This window comes from Thioclava sp. 'Guangxiensis' (assembly GCF_045348365.1).
GTDB classification, from domain to species: Bacteria; Pseudomonadota; Alphaproteobacteria; order Rhodobacterales; family Rhodobacteraceae; genus Thioclava; species Thioclava kandeliae.
In genome coordinates this window covers 1560365-1579835 of record NZ_CP155822.1, presented here as the reverse complement: position 1 = coordinate 1579835, position 19471 = coordinate 1560365, and the positions used below count along the sequence as shown (strand labels likewise).

The window sequence follows — 19471 nt, the reverse complement described above, 5'->3', positions numbered from 1 at the left end:
GGCCGCACCGGCCCGTAACTGCGGGAGAACGGGGGCTCGATGCCCCCGAAGCCCGCACCCCCTTGGCAGAGCCCGCCATCCTGCCTACCTTCAAGCCTAAAGGCCCCAAAGGACATCTCCATGAAACAGCCGCTCAACCTCTATCTCGCCGCCCCCCGCGGCTTCTGCGCCGGCGTGGACCGCGCGATCAAGATCGTGGAAATGGCTTTGGAGAAATGGGGCGCACCGGTCTATGTCCGCCACGAGATCGTCCATAACAAATTCGTCGTCGACAGCCTGCGCGACAAGGGCGCGGTCTTTGTCGAGGAACTCGATGAATGCCCCGATGATCGCCCCGTGATCTTCTCGGCCCATGGCGTGCCCAAAGCCGTGCCCGCCGAGGCCGCACGCCGCGAGATGGTCTATGTGGATGCCACATGCCCGCTGGTCTCGAAGGTCCATATCGAGGCCGAGCGTCACCACGCGGCCGGCCTGCAGATGATCATGATCGGCCATGCCGGCCACCCCGAGGTGCTGGGCACCATGGGCCAGCTGCCCGAGGGCGAGGTCCTGCTGGTGGAAACCGAGGCCGATGTGCCCCATCTCGCCCCGCGCGACCCGAAGGCGCTGGCCTTCATCACCCAGACCACGCTCTCGGTCGATGATACCGCAGGCATCGTGGCCGCATTGCAAAAGCGCTTCCCCGCCATTGTCGGCCCCGCCAAGGAAGACATCTGCTACGCCACCACCAACCGTCAGGCCGCGGTCAAGGCCATCGCGCCGAAGATCGACGCGCTGCTGGTGATCGGCGCGCCCAACTCGTCCAATTCGCGCCGCCTCGTCGAGGTCGGCACCTCCGAGGGCTGCGCCTATAGCCAGCTTGTCCAGCGCGCCGCCGATATCGACTGGCGCGCGCTTGACGGCATCACCTCCATCGGCATCACCGCCGGTGCCTCGGCGCCCGAAGTGCTGATCAACGAGGTGATCGACGCTTTCCGCGACCGCTATGACGTGACCGTCGAACAGGTGGAAACCGCGCAGGAACGGGTCGAGTTCAAAGTCCCCCGCGTGCTGCGCGAAACCGCCTGATGCGCGCGCCCGGCATCGGCGCGCCTCGCCGCGCCCTCGCCCTGAGCGCCCTTCTCTGCCTGCCACTGGTCTGGGCCGTGATCGCCACCCGCGACGGGCGGCTGACCCTGCCCGTCTCCACCACGCCCCGCGACATCGCCGCCTTCTGGGCTCTGGTCCTGCTGGCGCTCTGGGCCTTCCGCGCCGCCCGAAAGATGCAGGCCAGCACCTCCATCTTGCTCGCCCATACCCTGCCCCTCTTTGCGACCATCGCGGCCATACGCGCGGGGATGCCGGTCATACAAAGCCTCTTTATTGCCCATCTGGTCACGCTCATCATCGACCTGATCCTGAAAAACCGCCGCCCCGGCGGGTGGGCTCGCCTGCGTCTGGGCGAATGCCTTCTGATCCTCGCCTGCCTCTACGCGCTGATCCCCTAAGTCCTCCGGACCAAGCGCCTCCGCACCAAGCTCCCTCTGAACCACGCGTAGCCAAGCCGCTACACCCGCGCCAAAGGAGATCCCCATGCCCGATCTATTCGCCTATACCGACGGAGCCTGCTCCGGCAATCCCGGCCCCGGGGGCTGGGGGGTTCTGATGCTGGCCAAGGACGGCGAGACGATCCTCAAAGAACGCACGCTCGAAGGCGGCGAAGCAGAGACCACCAATAACCGCATGGAGCTTCTGGCGGCAATCTCGGCGCTCGAAACCCTCGCCCGACCTTCAAAGATCACCATCATCACCGATAGCGCCTATGTGAAAAACGGGGTGACCGGCTGGATCCACGGCTGGAAGCGCAATGGCTGGAAGACCGCCGCCAAAAAGCCTGTAAAAAATGTCGATCTCTGGCAACGGCTCGACGAGGCCCAAGCCCGCCATGAGGTGACATGGGAATGGATCAAGGGCCATGCGGGCCACCCCGAAAACGAGCGGGCCGACGAGCTGGCCCGCTCCGGCATGGCCCCGTTCAAACCCTCGAAATAACGCGAAACACCCGCCAAGGGGCGCCGCGCAGGCCCCGCATAGGGCCTGCGCCGTAAGTATATCTTGCGCTGTCCCGCAGGAGCGGCGCACCGCTTGGCCTAGAAAAACCAGCCCATCACCAGAGGCGCGATGATCGCCGTCAGGATCGCGTTCAGCCCCATCCCGATCGAGGCAAAGGCCCCCGCCTGCTCATGCACCTGAAAGGCCCGCGCCGTGCCGATCCCGTGGGCGGCCACCCCTGTGGCCAGCCCCCGCGCGCGCCAGTCGCGCACCCCGATCAGGTTCAGCAAAGGCGAGACGATGATCGCCCCGATCATCCCCGTCAGCAGCACCAGCGCCGCCGTCAGCGTGGGCTCGCCGCCCATCCGCTCGCTGATCCCGATGGCCACCGGTGCGGTGGCCGATTTCGGCGCCAGCGTTGCCAGCAGCACATGATCGGCCCCCAAAGCCCAGGCAATCCCCAAGGCCGAGAAAATCGCCACGAAACTGCCCACCACGAGCCCCACCGCGATCGGAAGCCATGTCTTGCGGATCTCACGGCGATTGGCATAGAGCGGCACCGCAAGGCACACGGTCGCCGGTCCCAGCATGAAATGCACGAATTGCGCGCCCTCGAAATACTGGTCATAGGGGGTACCGGTCAGCGTGAGCAGCCCCCCCAGCAACACCACCGCAATCGCCACCGGATTGGCCCATGGCTGTCGCCCCGAGGCGCGGAAGATCGCATCGCCCGCCCAATAGGCAAAGAGCGTGGCACAGAGCCACAGAAGCGGCTGCGAGGCGAGATAGGACCAGATGGTGGACGGATCACTCATTGCCCGCCCCCTTCGTCAGCCGCAGCGTGACGGCAAAGGCCGCAGCCCCCGCCACAAGTGCCAGCGCGGTCGACAGCACCAGCGACAGCCCCAGCGCCAGACCATGGCTCATCAGAGTCGGGATATGGGCCACCACCCCGACCCCGATCGGCACGAAGAGAAGCGACAGATGCGACAGGAGCCCCTTGGCCGTGGGCTGCACCACCTCGCGCAGACGCGCCGAGGCAAAGAACGACGCCAGCATGAAGATCATGCCCAGGACAGGCCCCGGAAGCGGCAGGCCGAGCCCGCGCGAGAGCACCTCTCCGACGAGCTGGAATAACAGAATGAAAGCAAAGGCAGCGACCATAATCCCTCCGGTGTGCAAAACCGTGAATACCTGTCCTCCCGCAGCGTCGGTATGGCACCGCCATCCCGTCTCCACAAGGTCCGGACAACTCGAACCAATACACAGCCCCGCGATAAATGCGATAATCTGGGGATAAATCGGCCTTTCCCCGCGCGCGACTGTGTCTTTGAATTGACACATCGCGGATCGGCTGGGAAAAGGCGCCCAAATCCCGCGGCGGCATAGGCTGCGGGACAGATGCGCCCCCGCGCATGCCTGCCTTGGAAGGAATGGTGCCCTTGCGTTTCACCCGCTTGCGTCTGAACGGCTTCAAAAGCTTTGTCGACCCGACCGATCTCGTCATTCAGGACGGGCTGACAGGCGTGGTCGGCCCCAATGGCTGCGGCAAGTCGAACCTTCTGGAGGCTCTGCGCTGGGTGATGGGCGAACACCGTGCCTCGGCGATGCGCGGCGGCGGGATGGAAGACGTGATCTTTGCGGGCACCTCGACCCGCGGCGCGCGCAACTTTGCCGAGGTCGTGCTGCAGATCGACAACGAGGAACGCCTCGCGCCCTCGGGCTTCAACGATAGCGACCTGCTGGAGATCACCCGTCGCATCACCCGCGATGTGGGCTCGGCCTATAAGGTCAATACCAAGGACGTGCGCGCCCGCGACGTGCAGATGCTCTTTGCCGATGCGTCCACAGGGGCGCATTCGCCCGCGCTGGTGCGTCAGGGCCAGATCAACGAGCTGATCAACGCCAAACCCAAGGCCCGCCGCCGCATTCTCGAGGAGGCCGCGGGGATCTCGGGTCTCTACCAGCGGCGCCACGAGGCCGAGCTGCGGCTCAAGGCCACCGAGGCCAATCTCGAGCGGATCGATGATGTGATCGACCAGCTGGCCGGACAGCTCAACAGCCTGGCCCGTCAGGCGCGGCAGGCCGCGAAATACCGCCAGATCGGCGAGGAGTTGCGCCGCTCCGAGGGGATGCTCCTCTATCGCCGCTGGCTCGAGGCAGACGAAACCCGTCAGGAGGCCGAGAAGGCCCTTTCCGCGATCATAGCTAATGCCGGCGTGGCCGAGCGCGCCGCCCGCGACAGCGCCGAATTGCGTGCCAACCTCGAAGAGATCCTGCCGCCCATGCGCGAGGAGGATACCGTGGCCACCGCCATTCTGCAGCGGCTCGTTCTCTCACAGGACCAGCTCTCGCAACAGGAAGCCCAGGCCCGCAGCCAGATCGAGACGCTCAAGGGCCGCATTGCCCAGATCGACCGCGACATGGAACGCGAGACCAGCCTCAACCGCGACGCGGGCGAGACGCTGGAGCGGCTGGAATACGAGCTGCGCCAGATCGCGCGCGACAGCGCCGGCCATGAGGATGCGCTGGCCGCCGCCGAGGAGGCCGCCCAAGAGGCCGCCGAGATCGCGCGGGACCGCGAGGAGATCCTTGACCAGCTGACCGGCGATGTGGCCCAGCTGGCCGCCCGTCACCAGTCTGCCGAGCGGCAACTGGCCGACAGTCAGGCAAGCGCCGAACGCTTCGACCGTGCGGCCGCTACTGCCCGACTGAATGCAACGGAGGCCGAGGAAGCGCTGGCCGAGGTCAATAGCCGGATCGAGGCCGCGCAGGAAGCCGCCTCCGAGGCCACCGAGATGACCGATCAGGCCGAAGAGGCGCTCCATAGCGCCGATGATCTGCGTGGCACGCTGGAAACCCGCGAGGCCGAGGCGCGCGAGGCGCGCGCCGAGGCCGAAGGCGAGATGAGCGCGCTGAAATCCGAGGTCTCGGCCCTCACCCGGCTTCTGGACCGCGACGCCATGTCGGGCCCGCAGATCCTTGACCGGATTAGCGTCTCCAAAGGCTATGAGGCCGCCTTGGGCGCGGCTTTGGCCGATGACCTGAACGCGCCCGAAGCGGCAGGAAATGCAGGCTCGGGTTGGCTGACCCTGCCCGATTATAGCGACGCACCTGCGCTCCCTGCAGGTCTGCAGGCACTCGCGCGCTATGTGCAGGCACCCGAGGCGCTCACCCGCCGTTTGAACCAGATCGGTGTGGTGGAAAGCTGGGATCAGGGCGATGCGCTCCACAAGGATCTGCGTCCCGGCCAGCGGATTGTCACGCTTGCGGGCGATCTCTGGCGCTGGGACGGGCTACGCGCGGGCGCCGAGGATGCGCCCTCTGCCGCGGCCCAACGCCTGCGCCAGCAGAACCGCCTGAGCGATCTGCGCGCCGATCTGGCCGTGGCCGAAGCCTCGACGCAATCCGCCGTGCGCAATCACGAACAGCTCAAACAGAAGCTTGCCGATGCCAATCTGGCCTATGCACGTGCCCGCGACACCCGCCGCGAGGCCGACAAGCGCCTCGCCGAGGCACAGCGCCTGATGTCCAAGGCCGAGGCCGACCGCTCGGTCACCGAAGGCCGTCTGGAAGCCGCCCGTCAGGCCGAGGGCCGCCATGCCGAGGAGGCCCGTGCCGCACGCGCGACCCTCGAGGAGGCACAGGCCGCGATCAATGCCCTGCCCGCCCTGTCGCGCGCCCGCGAGGAAATGGATCAGGTGAAGATCACGGTCGAGGCCGCGCGGATGACCATGCTCACCCGTCGTTCGGCACAGGACGAGGTCCGCCGCGAAGGCGAGGCCCGCACCCGTCGCCAGACAGAGATCACCGAGCAGCTGGGCGGCTGGAAGACCCGTCTGGCCACCGCCGAACGCCATGGGGCCGAGCTGGCCGAGCGCCGCGCCGAGGCGCTGGAGGAACTCGAGGAGGCTATGGCCCTGCCCGAGGAGCTGAACGAGCGCCGCGACGAACTGCGCGAGCAGATCCAGGAGGCGGAGGCGCGCAAATCCAAGGCTACCACCGCGCTTCAGGATGCCGAAAGCCGCCTGCGCACGGCCCAGACCGTCGAACGCGAGACGGAAAAACAGGCCTCCGAGATCCGCGAGGCCCGCGCGCGGGCCGAAACGCGCGTGGAGAGCGCCCGCGAGGCGCTGACGCTGGCCGTCGACTGGATCAGCGACGAGATGGATCTGGCCCCGGAGAGCCTGCTGAAATCCCTCGATATCGCGCCTGGGGATATGCCGACCATTGCCAAGCTGGAAAAGGCGGTGGCCGACCTCAAACGCGACCGCGATGCTTTGGGGGCGGTCAACCTGCGCGCCGAGGAAGACGCGCGAAGCATTCAGGAAGAACATGACACGCTGTTCACCGAGAAAGGCGATCTGGAAGATGCCATCGCCAAGCTGCGCGGCGGCATCAACGGGCTCAACCGCGAGGGGCGCGAGCGCCTCCTGGCGGCCTTCGAACAGGTGAACCAGAATTTCCGCCAGCTCTTTACCCATCTTTTCTCGGGCGGCGATGCGCGTCTGGCGCTGGTGGAATCCGATGACCCGCTCGAGGCCGGTCTCGAGATCATGTGCCAGCCGCCGGGCAAGAAGCTCTCGACGCTATCGCTGCTGTCGGGCGGCGAGCAGACCCTGACCGCGATGGCGCTGATCTTTGCCGTCTTCATGGCCAATCCCGCTCCGATCTGCGTGCTCGACGAGGTCGACGCGCCCCTGGACGATGCCAATGTTACCCGTTTCTGCGACCTTCTGGACGAGATGACGCGCCGCACCGAGACCCGTTTCCTCATCATCACCCACCATGCGGTCACGATGAGCCGGATGGACCGTCTTTTTGGTGTGACAATGCAGGAACAGGGTGTAAGCCAGCTGGTATCGGTCGATCTCAAGAAGGCCGAGGCAATGGTCGCCTGAGACCTGAAGGATAATCATGAAACAGCTTCTGGTATCACTGGCCATGCTGGCCGGTCTGGCAGCCCCGCTTACAGCCTCTCCGGCGCTGGCCAATACCGTCACCGCCACTCCCGCGGCCATTCTTGCCGCGATGCGGGCCGATGGCCTGCAGGCCCAGCAGGAAACCGATGATTACGGCGCGCCTATGCTGGTCAGCCAGCTGAACGGCACCCATTTCTCGGTCTATTTCTACGGCTGCAAAAGTGGCGCGCAGTGCCAGAACATCCAGTTCTCGACGGGGTATGACCTTGACCGACCGCTCGACGCCCGCCGGATCAACGACTGGAACCGCGACAACCGCTTCGGCCGCGCCTATCTCGATGACGACGGCGATCCCTTCATCGAGATGGATATCAATATGGCAGGCAATGGAGTGACCCAACAGAACTTCTCCACCTCGCTCGGCCTCTGGCAGACTGTCACCCGCGACTTCGAGCACTTCATCGGCTGGTAAGCCCTGCCCACGGCCTGTGATATTCTGATGACACTCCGCTTTGCAGGCGCATTCCGCTTGCGCCTTTCGGGATGCGCGCCTAGCGTCCGGTGCGAATTGCGCCGCCGAACCGGCATTCCACCGCGTTGACAAAGAGGACCCCATGTCGAAGATCGAATCCCGCCTGTCCGAACTGAACATCACCCTGCCCGCAGCCCCCGCGCCGGCCGCCAATTATGTGCCCTTCGTGATCACCGGCAACCAGCTGTTCATCTCGGGCCAGATCTCCTCGGGCGCCGATGGTCTGGTGAAAGGCCGTCTGGGCGAGGATATGGATGTCGAAGCGGGCGCTGCCGCCGCGCGCCTGTGCGGGCTGGCGCTGATTGCGCAGGCAAAGGCCGCGCTTGGCGATCTGGACCGGATCACCCGCGTGGTCAAACTGGGCGGTTTCGTCAATTCCACCCCCGATTTTACCGATCAGCCCAAGGTCGTGAACGGATGCTCGGACCTGATGGTCGAGGTCTTCGGAGATGTGGGCCGCCATGCACGCTCGGCTGTGGCGACCCCCTCGCTGCCCCTTGGTGTGGCGGTCGAGATTGACGCGGTCTTCGAGATCAAAGATGCTTGATCCGCGATTCCTGAGCCTGCCGATCGCGCATCGGGCCTATCATGACCGGGCGCAACGCCGCCCCGAGAACAGCCTCGCAGCCATCCGGGCGGCGATTGCGGCAGGTTACGGGATCGAGATCGACCTGCAGCTTTCGGCGGATGGTGTGGCGATGGTCTTCCATGACTATCTCCTCGACCGTCTGACCGGCGAGACCGGCCCGCTCCATGCCCGCACCGCCGCCGAGTTGCAGGCGATCCCCTTGCGCGATGCCGATGAGGGCATCCCGACCTTTGCCGAGGTGCTCGATCTGGTGGCCGGCCAAGTGCCGCTTCTGGTCGAGATCAAGAACCAGAACGACCGCAATGGCGCGGGGCTGGGCCCGCTGGAGGACGCCGCCGCACAGGCGCTGCGCGGCTATCAGGGCCCCGTGGCGGTGATGGGGTTCAACCCCGAGACCATTGCGCTTTTCCATGCGGCCGCCCCCGAAGTGACCGTTGGCCTGACCACCTATGCCGAATGGTCGGCGGAAGACTTCCCCGATCTTGACGACGATCAACGCGCCCGGTTGCGCGAGATCGCCGATTACGACCGAGTGGGCGCCTCGTTCATCTCGCATCACTGGAAAGACCTCGGGATGGCGCGGGTGGCAGCGCTGAAGGCCGAGGGTGCGCATATCCTGTGCTGGACGATCCGCTCGCCCGAAGCCGAGGCCAAGGCGCGCGAGGTTGCCGAAAACGTGACCTTCGAAGGCTATGCCCCGGCCCTGCCCGACGCTTGACCTCACGCCCGATGCCGTCATCATCAGCCCCGACAGGAGCCTGCGATGAGTGACACGATCGAACTGGAACTGGCCGGGGGTGTCTCGGCCATCGACCCCGTTTTGTGGGATAGCTGTGCCTGCCCCGAAGTGGCGGATGGCGGACGGGCCTATGATCCGTTCACCACGCACCGGTTCCTCTCGGCGCTCGAGAGTTCGGGCTCGGTTGGACGCGGCACGGGCTGGGACCCGCGGCCTATTGTGGCACGGGCAGGCGGAACCGTTCTGGGCGTGGCCCCGCTTTACGTCAAATCCCATAGTCAGGGCGAATATGTGTTCGACCACGGCTGGGCTGATGCCTTCGAGCGGGCGGGCGGGCAATATTATCCCAAGCTGCAATGTGCGGTGCCGTTTACACCCTGCACGGGGCGGCGCCTGCTGACCGCAGCGGGCCAGACCGAGGCAGGCCGTGCCGCCCTTCTGGCGGGCATGGCGCAAGTGGCCGAAAACAACGGGCTGTCGTCTGTGCATATGACCTTCTGCCCGGAAGACGAGGCCGATCTGGCCGAGGGCGCGGGCTATCTGCACCGCCACGGGCAACAGTTCCATTTCTACAATCAGGGCTATGCCGATTTCGACGCCTTCCTCGAACAGCTTTCCTCGCGCAAGCGCAAGGCGCTGAAGAAGGAGCGCGCAAGGGCGCAAGCCTTCGGCGGCGAGATCCGGCAACTGACCGGCGACGAGATCCGGCCCGAACACTGGGATGCGTTCTGGGAGTTCTATCAGGATACCGGCGCGCGCAAATGGGGCACGCCCTATCTGACGCGGGCCTTTTTCGATGCGCTGCACGGGATGCGCGAGGATGTGTTGCTCGTGCTGGCTTTCCGCGAGGGCCGCCCTGTGGCGGGCGCGCTGAACCTGATCGGGCGCGATTGCCTTTATGGCCGCTATTGGGGTTGCATCGAGGATCACCCCTATCTGCATTTCGAACTCTGCTACCACCAAGCGGTGGATTATGCGCTGGCGCATGGTCTGGCGCGGGTCGAGGCGGGCGCGCAGGGCGAGCACAAGCTGGCGCGCGGCTATCTGCCGCATATCACCCATTCCGCGCATTGGATCACCCATCCGGGTTTGCGGCGCGCGATTTCGGACTATCTGGAGGCCGAACGCGCGGCCATCGACGAGGATGTCGAGGTGATGACCGAGATGGGGCCCTTCCGCAGCGGGGGTTGATCTTCGGCACCATGCCCCCTAGGCCGCGCCCGAACGAAACAAAGGACCTGAAGACGCATGGACGAGTTGAACCTGCAAAACCTGACAGATGTGAGCCAGTGGATCACCCCCGAACGTATTGATGCCGTGGTGCTGGGCACGCTGAACGTGCTGGCCGCGCTGGTCATCCTGATCGTCGCGCTGGTCATTTCGGGCTGGGCCAAGGGCCGCATCGGCAATCTGGCCGCGCGCCACAAGCGCCTGGATGCGACGCTGTTCGGCTTTCTGGGCAATATCGCGAAATACCTGATCCTCGCGATCGGCTTCATCTTCATTCTCAACCGCTTCGGCATCCAGACCACCTCGCTGGCCGCACTGATCGGTGCCGCCGGTCTGGCCATCGGTCTGGCGCTGCAAGGCACGCTGTCCTCGCTCGCCTCAGGCGTGATGATCATCATGTTCCGCCCCTTCCGTGTGGGCGATTATGTGCAGGCGGGCAGCAATGCGGGCACCGTGACCGAGATCTCGCTCTTCTATGTGATCCTGAAAACCTATGATGGCATTCAGGTCGTCGTGCCGAATTCGGATATCTGGTCCTCGGCCATTACCAACTATTCGGCCAACACCACCCGCATGATGGATCTGACCATCGGTATCTCCTATGACAGCGATATCAAGGTCGCCAAGGACATCCTGCAGAAGATCGTGGACGAGGACCCGCGCATTCTGAAAGACCCCGCCCCTACCATCGGCGTGAAGGAGCTGGGCGACAGCTCGATCAACCTGCTATTCCGCGCCTGGGCCACGACGGACGTTTACTGGAAGTTCCGCTGGGAGCTGTTCGAAGTCGTGAAACGCGAATTCGATGCCAACGGCATCGGCATTCCCTTCCCGACCCGCGAGATCATCTTCGACAACAAGCTGGAGATGGCCAAGCCGAAAGTATCGGTCAGGGAATTGTCCGCGCCGAGCGAAACCCCTGTTTCGCAAACCGCTGCGGAAGATAAATTGAAGTAGGCCGGATTTCGGGTAAACTCATAGACGGGCAGGGTTTTCCTGCCCGTTTCGATATAGGGAAAACACGATGGCCACGAAGCTCAATCAGGACGAACGCGCCTCCCTGATGCCCCTGCTGAAAGAAAGCGGCTGGCGCATGGCCAAACAATCCGACGCGATCCGCAAAGTCTGGAAATTCGAGAATTTCGAACAGGCCTGGGGCTTTATGGCACAGGCGGCCCTGCTGGCCGAGAAGATGGATCACCACCCCGATTGGCGCAATGTCTATAACGTGGTGGATATCGAGCTCTCGACCCATTCCTGCAAGGGTCTGAGCATTCTGGATTTCGAACTGGCCCGCGCACTCGATGCCATTCCGCATAAGGGCAAGGTGCTGTTCCAGTCGCCGCTGCTCGAGCGCGAACCCGGTCAGGACGAGGTGGAGGAGCCCGATCCACGCCCAGATCTTGGCGAGGATCTGCTCGATTAACCGGCCAGTGCTTCGATATAGATCCGCACGGCCTCCTGCACATGGCGGAAGCGGTCGCCCCCCAGATGCTTGCCGCCATACCAGCGGGTGACCACGATCAGGTGGTTCTCGAGCCCCTCGCGTTCGAGCATCCGCAGGATCACCATGCCCGCCCCCGACTCGCCATCATCGTTTTTCACCGGCGCATCAGAGGTCAGAAGACCCCATGTATTATGCGTGGCCTTGGCGAATTTCTTGGTGCGGCACAGATCCTTGATCAGGGCCTTGGCCTCGTCTTCCGAGGCACAAGGCGCGCCGGAGACCGCATATTTCGACCCGCGATCGCTGATGATCCCGTCGATAGTGGTCAGTTTACCCATCGGAGGCCGCCTCGAGGCTGGCCATCGCCTCATCAGACAGCTGCAGGTCGATCGCGCCCAGAAGCGTATCGAGCTGATCCATATTCGAGGCCGAGACAATAGGGGCCGAGACGCCCTCGCGCGCCATCGCCCAGGCGGTTGCCACCTGCGCCATGGGGGCGCCGACGCCATCGGCGATCTCCGCCAGAGCCTGCAGAATGCGCAAGCCCCGCGCATCCAGATATTTCGCGGCATGGCGCGCGCGCGGGATCCCCGCAAAATCGGCCTGCGTGCGGTATTTGCCCGACAGGAACCCCGCCGCCAGCGTGAAGAAGGTCACAGCCCCCAACTCCTGCGATTTGACCAGCGGCAGCAGCTCTTTCTCGAAACTCTCGCGCGTGCTCAGGCTGTATTCGGGCTGGATCACCTCGATGCCCTTCACATTCATCTGCTTGGCCAGTGCCAGAGCCGCGGCCAGACGGTCGGGGGCGAAATTCGACGCCCCCACCGCGCGGATCTTACCCTGCACGCGCAGCATCTCGAAGGTCTCGAGCACCTCTTCCTGCGGCACATCCGCGTCATCGGCATGGGCGAAATAGAGATCGATATAATCGGTGCGCAGTCGGGTCAGCGACTCGTCAATGGCGGCAAGGATATTGTCGCGCCGCAGCCCCTTGCGCCACGAGAGCTTGGCGACCTTGGTATAGATCACCACATCGTCGCGGCGCTTGCGGCGGGCCAGCCAGTCGCCGATCATCGCCTCGGACTCGCCGCCCTTCATCCCCTCGCCCCAGTAGGAATAGCTGTCGGCCGTGTCGATCGAGGTTACCCCCGCCTCCACCAACCGGTCCAGCATGGCAAAAGAGGTCGCCCGATCCGCGGTCCATCCCAGAACATTCCCGCCGAACACGAAGGGCGAGACAGTCAGGCCCGAACGGCCGAGCGGTTTGTGCAGCATACTGGTCATCCTATACAGAAGGGCCGCCCGTGCGGAAAAAGAAATAAAAAATGGCCCCGAAGGGCCATTGGTGACGGGATTTACCGCACTTTTCAAGATGGGCCGGTTCAGATCGCCGCCAGAAGCGCCTCGCCACCCGAGATCTCGCAGGTGCCGGCATTCTCTTCCTTGTGCAGAACCTTCACCACGCCATCCTCGACATACATCGCGTAGCGGGCCGAGCGGTCCTTGAAGCCGATGGCGGGGGCCGAGAAATTCATGCCGATGGCGCTGGTGAAGGCGCTTTCGGCATCGGCCAGCATGGTCAGACCCGCCTCGCCCGCGCCGGTCGCTTTCGACCACGCATCGACCACGAAGGGGTCATTGACGGTGATACAGATCACCTCGTCCACGCCCTTCTCGGCAAAGGCATCACGGGTGCGCATGAAGCTCGGCACATGGGCGGTGGTGCAGGTGCCGGTGAACGCGCCCGGAAGACCGAAGATAACGACCTTGCGGCCTTTCATCTTGTCGCCCAAAGATACGGTGGTCGGGCCTTCGGCACCAACCGTCAAAAGGGTGGCCCCGGGAAGCACGTCGCCTTCACTGATTGTCATGTCGCTCTCCTGTCGCGTTGCACATGGTTGCCCGCACGATATAGGGTTCGTCCAACAAAGCACCAGAGGGAAAGAGAAATGCCGGAGATCGTGAACGGGGGCATCGTCATCGTGGGGGGCGGCCAGGCAGCGGCCTCGATGGCGGCCAAGCTGCGTGCCGAAGGCTATGACGGCGCATTGACGATCATCGGCGAGGAACCCGTGGCGCCCTATCAGCGTCCGCCTCTGTCCAAAGCCTATCTCCTGGGCGAGATGCCGCTGGAGCGGCTCACCCTGCGCGCGTCCGCATACTGGGCCGAACAGAATGTCACCCTGCGGCTGGGCGAGCCGGCCCTGCGCATCGATCCGGCGGCGCGCGTTGTGCATACCGCAAAGGCCGGGATCCGCTATGACCAGCTGGCGCTTTGCACAGGCGCCGACCCCAAACGCCTGCCGGCAGCTTTGGGTGGTGATCTGGGGAATGTGTTCACCATCCGCACACTGGCCGATATCGAAGCGCTCCAGCCGCAGATGGCGGCGGGCAAACGGCTTGTCGTGATCGGCGGCGGCTATATCGGGCTCGAGGCCGCCGCTGTGGCCCGCAAGCTCGGGCTGGATGTCGTGCTGGTGCAGGCCTCCGAGCGTATCCTGCGCCGTGTGGCCTGCCGCGAGACGGCGGATGCCGTGCGCGCGCTGCATCAGGCCCAAGGCGTAACAATCAGGGAGGGCACCGGCCTGCGCACCTTACGCGGGGAAGGCGTGGTGGACAGCGTCGAGCTGGTCGATGGCACAGTCCTGCCCGCCGATCTGGTGGTGGTGGGCATCGGTGTCACGCCTTCGGTGCGGCTTGCCGAGGAAGCCGGACTGGTTCTGGGCGACGGGATCGTGACCGATGCTCAGGGGCGCACCTCGGATCCGCATATCTGGTCGGCGGGCGATTGCGCCGAGATCGACCTGCACGGCGCGCGGATGCGGCTGGAATCGGTGGGCAACGCCATCGATATGGGCGAACTGGTAGCGCGCAACATGCTGGGCGCCGCTGAGACCTACCAGCCGAAACCGTGGTTCTGGTCGGATATGTTTGCCTCGAAACTCCAGATTGCGGGCTGGAATGGCGGCTATACCCGCGTGATCGCGAAAGATGTGGATGGCGAGAGCTTCTGGTATTTCCGCGAGGATCACCTGATTGCGGTGGATGCGCTCGACGCGCCACGGGCCTATATGGTGGGCAAGCGCCTGATCGAGGCGGGGTCCGATGTGACGCCCGCCGAGATCGAGGCGGCGGCTGATTTGAAATCCCTGATGCGGCGGTAAAAAATGCGGATTATTGGTGGCGAGAAGCGCGGGCTGAAACTGACCGAAGTGGGCGAAGGCGATAGCAAGGGCCATCTGCGCCCCACGACGGACCGCGTGCGCGAATCGATCTTCAACCTGCTGGTCAATGGCACGCATGGCAACCCGATCCCCGAGGCGCGGGTGCTGGATCTGTTTGCGGGCACTGGTGCGCTGGGGCTGGAGGCGCTGTCGCGCGGAGCCAAGCGCGTGGCTTTTGTCGATGAGGGCACGCCCGCGCGGGTGCTTTTGCGCAAGAATATCGAGCTGATGCGGGCGATGGGGGTGACCGACCTCTGGCGGCGCGATGCGACAAAGATGGGACCCTGCCGTGGCGAGGGCTATGACCTGATCTTCCTTGATCCGCCCTATGGCATGGGGCTCGGCGAGAAGGCGATCGCGTCCTGCGTGGAGAACGGCTGGATCGCGCCCGGTGCGATGGTGGTCTGGGAAGAGAATGTGGCGCCTGTGGTGCCGGCGCCGCTGGAACAGGTGGACCAGCGGAAATATGGCGACACGATCGTGACACTGGCCGTAATGGCGGAGGAAGAATGATGATCAAGGCGGTAATTTTCGACTGCGACGGGGTGCTGGTGGATAGCGAGCCGATGACCTTCGAGCTGCTACAGGAAGAGTTCGCGGCCCACGGGCTGGAACTGGAACGGCACGAGATGGAGGGGATGTTCATCGGCGGCACGATCGAGGGCTGCGCGATGCGTGCCCGGGAGATGGGCGCCACCCTGCCCGAAGACTGGGCCGATCATTATTACACCACGCTTTGCGAGCGTCTGCGGGCCGGCACGCCACTGATGGCCGGTGTGCCCGAGCTGCTGGAGCGGCTGGATGCGGCGGGCGTCCCCTATGCGGTAGGTTCGAACGGGCGGCATGTGAAGATGGATGCGACCCTCGGCCAGCATCCCGAGATCCGTGCCAAGCTGGAAGGGCGGCTGTTTTCCGGTCAGGAGGATGTCGTCCGCCCGAAACCCGCGCCCGATCTCTATCTTCATTGCGCCGCCGTGCTGGGGGTTGCGCCCGAGCACTGTGTCGTTATCGAAGACAGTCCGCCGGGAGCAGACGCTGCCGCGGCGGCAGGCATGCGTTGTCTGGGCTATGCGCCACAGGGCGAGTATCCGAAGCTTGCTGCGACAGGGGCGGAGCTGTTTAACGATATGGCCCAAGTGCCCGCGTTGATCGGTCTCCCTGCCTGAGCCTACCGCAAAGGGTGCCGGATCTGGCAGCGCCATTGAGGCCCTGCCAGATCCGCTCGGCGCTAACGCGCCTCCGGCCCAACCCCAGCGTGTATAAAGGGTGAAACCGTTTCCGTCAGCGCACCCATTTTGGCGATTCCCCTGTATTGTCCATTCGTAGCCCCAATTCAGCCCGATTTGGCCCCGATCTTCGAAAAGTCGAAATGAATCAAGGGTTGCCGAGCATGGACCGTCTGACAGAAATGGAAGCCTTCGCCACGGTCGTGGATCAGGGCGGTTTTACCGACGCGGCCAGAAAGATGGGAATTTCCAAATCTGCGGTCTCGAAACATGTTTCCGCGCTGGAAACGCGGCTGGGGGCGCGGCTTTTGAACCGCACCACGCGCCGTGTCTCGCCGACCGAGATCGGGATGGCCTATTATGACCGCGCGCGACGGGTTCTCAACGATGCGGGCGAGGCCGACGCGCTGGTCACCTCTATGCAGACGGCGCCTTCGGGGACACTGCGCATCTCGGTTGCAACGGATTTCGGTGTGCATCTTCTCTCGCCGGTTCTGGGCGAGTTTCTGAGCACCTATCCCGAGATCAATGTGAATATGGTGCTCAACAACCGCTATGTGGAGCTGATCTCGGAAGGGTTCGATATGGCGATCCGTCTGGGCGAGCTGGAAGATAGCAGCCTGCGTGCGCGCAAGCTGACCGAGACCGGACAGAAGATGATCGCGGCCCCCGGATATTTCCAGAAATACGGCCGTCCGATGAAGATCGACGATCTCAACAGCCACAAACTTCTACATTACTCCAACCAGTCGACCGGCAATGTCTGGAAGGTCACCGCCCCCTCCGGCGAGCGTCGTCAGGTGCGCTCGGCAGGCTGGCTGACGGTGAATGACGGGCAATCGCTCCTGCAGGCGGCCATCAGCGGGCTGGGCATCGCCTACCTACCCTCCTTCCTGTGCGCAGAGGCGCTGAAGAAGGGGATCGTCGAGGAAGCCCTGCCCGATCTGCCCGAGGACACGATGGGGATCTATGCGATCTATCCCCCGGGCCGCTATACCCAGCCCAAAGTCCGCGCCTTCATGGATTTCCTCGTGGATACCTTTCAGGATCGCGGACCGAACAACTGGTGATCACTCGAGCGAGGTCGAGGTCAGCACGGCCTCGACACGCCGGTTGGTGCGCCGCCCCTCCTCGGTGAGGTTGGTGGTGATGGGCGCAAGCCACCCCGCGCCCTCGGCCACGATCCGCTCGGGGGCGATGCCGTAATCGCTGATCAGGCGCTGCCGCACCGCCTCTGCACGGCGTTTCGACAGATCGATATTGCCTGCAAGCGCGCCTTCCATGTCGGTATGCCCCACGAGTGCGATACTGGCCTCGGGCGCCGAGGCCAGATAATCGGCCAGCGCCGCGAGACTGTTATAGCTGCCGGGTTTCAGCTCGTCGGCACCGCTTGCAAAATCGAGCCCGTCCAGAACCCCATGACCTTCGGTCTGCAAAAGCGTCCCGATGGGGCGGCTTTCCTGCCCTGTCCCCTTGGTTGTGGTAATCTGCAGCGGATTATCGGGACGCGCGGCATCGACCACACCGGCGCTCAGCGTGGTGAGGTTCACAAAACCGGAATTCGACGAGCGGCTCACTGTCAGCGCCAGATATTCCGGCCCCTTGCGCGCGGCAAGATAGAGGAAATCTCCCAGATCCACATGCATCCCAGGCTCGGGCAGAAGATCGAGCTGGTAGCGGAAATCGAACCCGCCACAGGCTTCGGTCGCGCAATCATAAAGCACCTTGTAGCCCGCATTCTCGATCTGGCTCCGCAAGGGCGCCATGATCTGCAGCGTGGTCTGCTGGTTGCCGCGCAGCCGCCATGCGGTATCGATCCGCGTGCCCTCCAGCGCCCGTGCCGAAGCCGGAGCGGCAGAGGTCCACGGCCCGGTCAGCAGGCTGTAATCGGTGGCCGGGTTACTATCGGAGGCGCTGATCGTGGCATCTTCCGGCAGATCGAGCTGCAGGGGCTCGGCGCGGGCGGCAACGACGGCCAGCCCCGAAAGGGCAATCGAAAGCAAGGCGGAACGAAACATGGTCATAGGATTTCCCGACGATAATGATAGCGGCCCTGCAGGGTCATCCCCAGCCGTTCGTAAAGCGTGATCGCCCCTGTATTGGACGCGCGCACGACAAGATTGAGCGCGGTGGCCCCGTTCGCCCCCGCCCAGCGGGCCGCCTCGGACATAATATGGCCCGCCACGCCACGACGGCGGAACTCGGGGCGGGTCGTAAGCGCATGGATCATGGCCTCGCGCCCCGCACAGGCCGCAAAAGCAGCCCCCGCCGCGCGATCCCCGTTACGACCCAGAATGACACAAGCAGGCCCCTGTGCCCGCGCCATCACTGCCTGACGGGCCGCATCGATGCCATCCTCCTCGAAGATCTCGCGGGTCACGGCCAGCGGCGGCCAATGCGGGAAGGCCGCCAGTTCGGGGATGTCCTGCGGAAAAGCCACGACGGGGGCACGATAGACAAGCGACGGATCGAAACACTCATAGCCCCGCGCCTCCAGCATTGCGTCGAGCGCCTCGTGACCTTCGCGGATCTGGAACTTGACCGGCTGCCCGAGAGCGCGATGGCAGGCAATCGCAGCCTCCGGATCGGCCTCGGAGAGTGGCACCTCGAGGCTTGCCGAGCTTACACGGCTGCCGCCCCCCTTGCCATCGCGCACCACAAAGCCGCCCGCCCTATGGAAGGCTGCGGCAGGCCATGTGGCGTCGATCAATTCATAAAAGCCGGTCGCGGTGCCAGAGGTCATTGCCCCTCCGAAAACGCCGATTGTAGCTCGGCGAAGGCGGTCTCGAGCCGCGTCTCGTCCTGCCCGCGCACCACAAGATTCACGCCGTAATTTCCATCCGTTACAAAGGGATAAGACCCGAAGGACAGGTCGGAATAGGTCTCGGCCAGATCCCGCAAAGGCTCGGCAATCTCGGATTCGGGGCGCGGCACCCGCAGGCTGCGCGACAGGACCGGCGCACCGCCCGTGAGCGTGGGCAGCACGCTTGCCACCATCGCCTGGAACACATTGGGCACGCCCGCCATCACATGCACATTGCCCATGGTGAAGCCGGGCGCGACGGAGACGGGATTGTCGATCAGCGTGGCCCCTTCGGGGATCCGCGCCATCCGCATCCGCGCCGGCGTGAACTCCGCCCCGCGTTGGGCGTAATGCGCGGCCAGCAGCGCTTTGGCATCGTCGCGCACATCGACCTTCGCGCCAAAGGCCACACCCACCGCATCGGCGGTGATATCGTCATGGGTCGGCCCGATGCCACCGGAGGTGAAAAGCGTGTCATAGGCTTTCGACAGCGCATGGATCGCGCCCACGATCTGGTCCTGATCATCGGACACGATGCGCACTTCCTTCAGGTCGATCCCCGCCTTGGTCAGCTCGCCTGCCAGATAATAGGCATTGCCCTCGCGGGTACGGCCCGACAGGATTTCATCCCCGATGATGAGGATAGCAGCAGTGGGATTGGGCTTCTTCGCGTCAGACATGGGTTTATCTCCTTTGTGCACAGGTATAGGCCGGGTTGACATAAGCGA

Annotated in this window: 22 protein-coding genes; 14 read left to right on the top strand and 8 right to left on the bottom strand. The window is 64.3% G+C overall.

Annotated elements, in window-relative coordinates; genetic code table 11:
* Positions 1 to 120: 120 nt before the first annotated feature.
* The 3 genes from ispH to rnhA all read left to right on the top strand — a co-directional run bounded on the left by ispH (position 121) and on the right by rnhA (position 2031).
* Positions 121 to 1068, top strand: coding sequence for a 4-hydroxy-3-methylbut-2-enyl diphosphate reductase (gene ispH, locus ABEB22_RS07845; RefSeq protein ID WP_339113431.1), 948 nt, complete (start codon positions 121 to 123; stop codon positions 1066 to 1068).
* A complete protein-coding gene (locus ABEB22_RS07840) occupies positions 1068 to 1487 on the top strand; it encodes a hypothetical protein (RefSeq protein WP_350935052.1) in 420 nt (139 codons plus the stop codon). The genes ispH and ABEB22_RS07840 overlap by 1 nt, the downstream gene beginning before the upstream one ends.
* Positions 1488 to 1572: 85 nt before the next feature.
* On the top strand, positions 1573 to 2031 hold the full coding sequence (gene rnhA, locus ABEB22_RS07835) for a ribonuclease HI (RefSeq protein WP_350935050.1): 459 nt from the start codon (positions 1573 to 1575) through the stop codon (positions 2029 to 2031).
* A gap of 98 nt (positions 2032 to 2129) precedes the next feature.
* Here the strand turns inward: rnhA and ABEB22_RS07830 are convergent, their stop codons facing one another.
* Both ABEB22_RS07830 and ABEB22_RS07825 read right to left on the bottom strand, forming a co-directional pair.
* On the bottom strand, positions 2130 to 2846 hold the full coding sequence (locus ABEB22_RS07830; protein ID WP_339113434.1) for an LrgB family protein: 717 nt from the start codon (positions 2844 to 2846) through the stop codon (positions 2130 to 2132).
* A complete protein-coding gene (locus tag ABEB22_RS07825) occupies positions 2839 to 3195 on the bottom strand; it encodes a CidA/LrgA family protein (protein ID WP_339113435.1) in 357 nt (118 codons plus the stop codon). The genes ABEB22_RS07830 and ABEB22_RS07825 overlap by 8 nt, the downstream gene beginning before the upstream one ends.
* Before the next feature lie 278 nt (positions 3196 to 3473).
* Between ABEB22_RS07825 and smc the strand changes: the two genes are divergently transcribed.
* From smc to ABEB22_RS07790, 7 genes are all read left to right on the top strand, one after another.
* On the top strand, positions 3474 to 6932 hold the full coding sequence (gene smc / locus ABEB22_RS07820; RefSeq protein WP_406869999.1) for a chromosome segregation protein SMC: 3459 nt from the start codon (positions 3474 to 3476) through the stop codon (positions 6930 to 6932).
* 16 nt (positions 6933 to 6948) lie between these two features.
* Entirely contained in the window at positions 6949 to 7425 is a 477-nt protein-coding gene (locus tag ABEB22_RS07815; RefSeq protein ID WP_339113437.1) for a YbjN domain-containing protein, read from the top strand.
* Between the two features lie 142 nt (positions 7426 to 7567).
* Positions 7568 to 8032, top strand: a complete 465-nt coding sequence (locus ABEB22_RS07810; protein ID WP_339113438.1) for a RidA family protein — start codon at positions 7568 to 7570, stop codon at positions 8030 to 8032.
* The gene (locus ABEB22_RS07805; protein WP_406869998.1) at positions 8025 to 8792 is read left to right on the top strand and encodes a glycerophosphodiester phosphodiesterase family protein; all 768 of its coding nucleotides are present in this window, start codon (positions 8025 to 8027) and stop codon (positions 8790 to 8792) included. Before ABEB22_RS07810 ends, ABEB22_RS07805 begins: the two co-directional genes overlap by 8 nt.
* 45 nt (positions 8793 to 8837) lie before the next feature.
* The gene (locus ABEB22_RS07800; protein ID WP_350935043.1) at positions 8838 to 10004 is read left to right on the top strand and encodes a GNAT family N-acetyltransferase; all 1167 of its coding nucleotides are present in this window, start codon (positions 8838 to 8840) and stop codon (positions 10002 to 10004) included.
* A gap of 57 nt (positions 10005 to 10061) precedes the next feature.
* Complete coding sequence (locus tag ABEB22_RS07795) at positions 10062 to 11000, top strand: mechanosensitive ion channel domain-containing protein (RefSeq protein WP_339113441.1); 939 nt, start codon at positions 10062 to 10064, stop codon at positions 10998 to 11000.
* 67 nt (positions 11001 to 11067) lie between these two features.
* Positions 11068 to 11469, top strand: coding sequence for a 4a-hydroxytetrahydrobiopterin dehydratase (locus tag ABEB22_RS07790; protein ID WP_339113442.1), 402 nt, complete (start codon positions 11068 to 11070; stop codon positions 11467 to 11469).
* On the opposite strand, the gene ABEB22_RS07785 is transcribed toward ABEB22_RS07790, so the two are convergent.
* The 3 genes from ABEB22_RS07785 to ABEB22_RS07775 all read right to left on the bottom strand — a co-directional run bounded on the left by ABEB22_RS07785 (position 11466) and on the right by ABEB22_RS07775 (position 13361).
* Complete coding sequence (locus tag ABEB22_RS07785) at positions 11466 to 11828, bottom strand: YigZ family protein (RefSeq protein ID WP_406869997.1); 363 nt, start codon at positions 11826 to 11828, stop codon at positions 11466 to 11468. The two genes, ABEB22_RS07790 and ABEB22_RS07785, sit on opposite strands and share 4 nt — an antisense overlap.
* A complete protein-coding gene (locus ABEB22_RS07780; RefSeq protein ID WP_339113443.1) occupies positions 11821 to 12765 on the bottom strand; it encodes an aldo/keto reductase in 945 nt (314 codons plus the stop codon). Before ABEB22_RS07780 ends, ABEB22_RS07785 begins: the two co-directional genes overlap by 8 nt.
* 107 nt (positions 12766 to 12872) lie before the next feature.
* On the bottom strand, positions 12873 to 13361 hold the full coding sequence (locus tag ABEB22_RS07775; protein ID WP_339113444.1) for a peroxiredoxin: 489 nt from the start codon (positions 13359 to 13361) through the stop codon (positions 12873 to 12875).
* Between the two features lie 78 nt (positions 13362 to 13439).
* On the opposite strand from ABEB22_RS07775, the gene ABEB22_RS07770 reads away from it, so the two are divergent.
* The 4 genes from ABEB22_RS07770 to ABEB22_RS07755 all read left to right on the top strand — a co-directional run bounded on the left by ABEB22_RS07770 (position 13440) and on the right by ABEB22_RS07755 (position 17010).
* Entirely contained in the window at positions 13440 to 14654 is a 1215-nt protein-coding gene (locus ABEB22_RS07770) for an NAD(P)/FAD-dependent oxidoreductase (protein WP_406869996.1), read from the top strand.
* Positions 14655 to 14657: 3 nt separating this feature from the next.
* On the top strand, positions 14658 to 15227 hold the full coding sequence (rsmD, locus tag ABEB22_RS07765; RefSeq protein ID WP_339113446.1) for a 16S rRNA (guanine(966)-N(2))-methyltransferase RsmD: 570 nt from the start codon (positions 14658 to 14660) through the stop codon (positions 15225 to 15227).
* Positions 15227 to 15880 carry an HAD family hydrolase gene (locus ABEB22_RS07760; RefSeq protein WP_406871136.1) on the top strand — a complete coding sequence of 218 codons (654 nt, stop codon included), beginning with the start codon at positions 15227 to 15229 and terminating at the stop codon, positions 15878 to 15880. The genes rsmD and ABEB22_RS07760 overlap by 1 nt, the downstream gene beginning before the upstream one ends.
* Positions 15881 to 16104: 224 nt before the next feature.
* Entirely contained in the window at positions 16105 to 17010 is a 906-nt protein-coding gene (locus ABEB22_RS07755; protein WP_339113447.1) for a LysR family transcriptional regulator, read from the top strand.
* On the opposite strand, the gene ABEB22_RS07750 is transcribed toward ABEB22_RS07755, so the two are convergent.
* From ABEB22_RS07750 to ABEB22_RS07740, 3 genes are read right to left on the bottom strand one after another with little or no spacing between them, the layout of a single operon-like run.
* The gene (locus ABEB22_RS07750) at positions 17011 to 17964 is read right to left on the bottom strand and encodes an OmpA family protein (protein ID WP_339113448.1); all 954 of its coding nucleotides are present in this window, start codon (positions 17962 to 17964) and stop codon (positions 17011 to 17013) included. It lies immediately after the preceding gene.
* Complete coding sequence (locus ABEB22_RS07745; RefSeq protein WP_406869995.1) at positions 17961 to 18683, bottom strand: GNAT family N-acetyltransferase; 723 nt, start codon at positions 18681 to 18683, stop codon at positions 17961 to 17963. The genes ABEB22_RS07750 and ABEB22_RS07745 overlap by 4 nt, the downstream gene beginning before the upstream one ends.
* The gene (locus ABEB22_RS07740) at positions 18680 to 19423 is read right to left on the bottom strand and encodes a molybdopterin-binding protein (RefSeq protein ID WP_339113450.1); all 744 of its coding nucleotides are present in this window, start codon (positions 19421 to 19423) and stop codon (positions 18680 to 18682) included. Before ABEB22_RS07740 ends, ABEB22_RS07745 begins: the two co-directional genes overlap by 4 nt.
* Between the last annotated feature and the right edge of the window lie 48 nt (positions 19424 to 19471).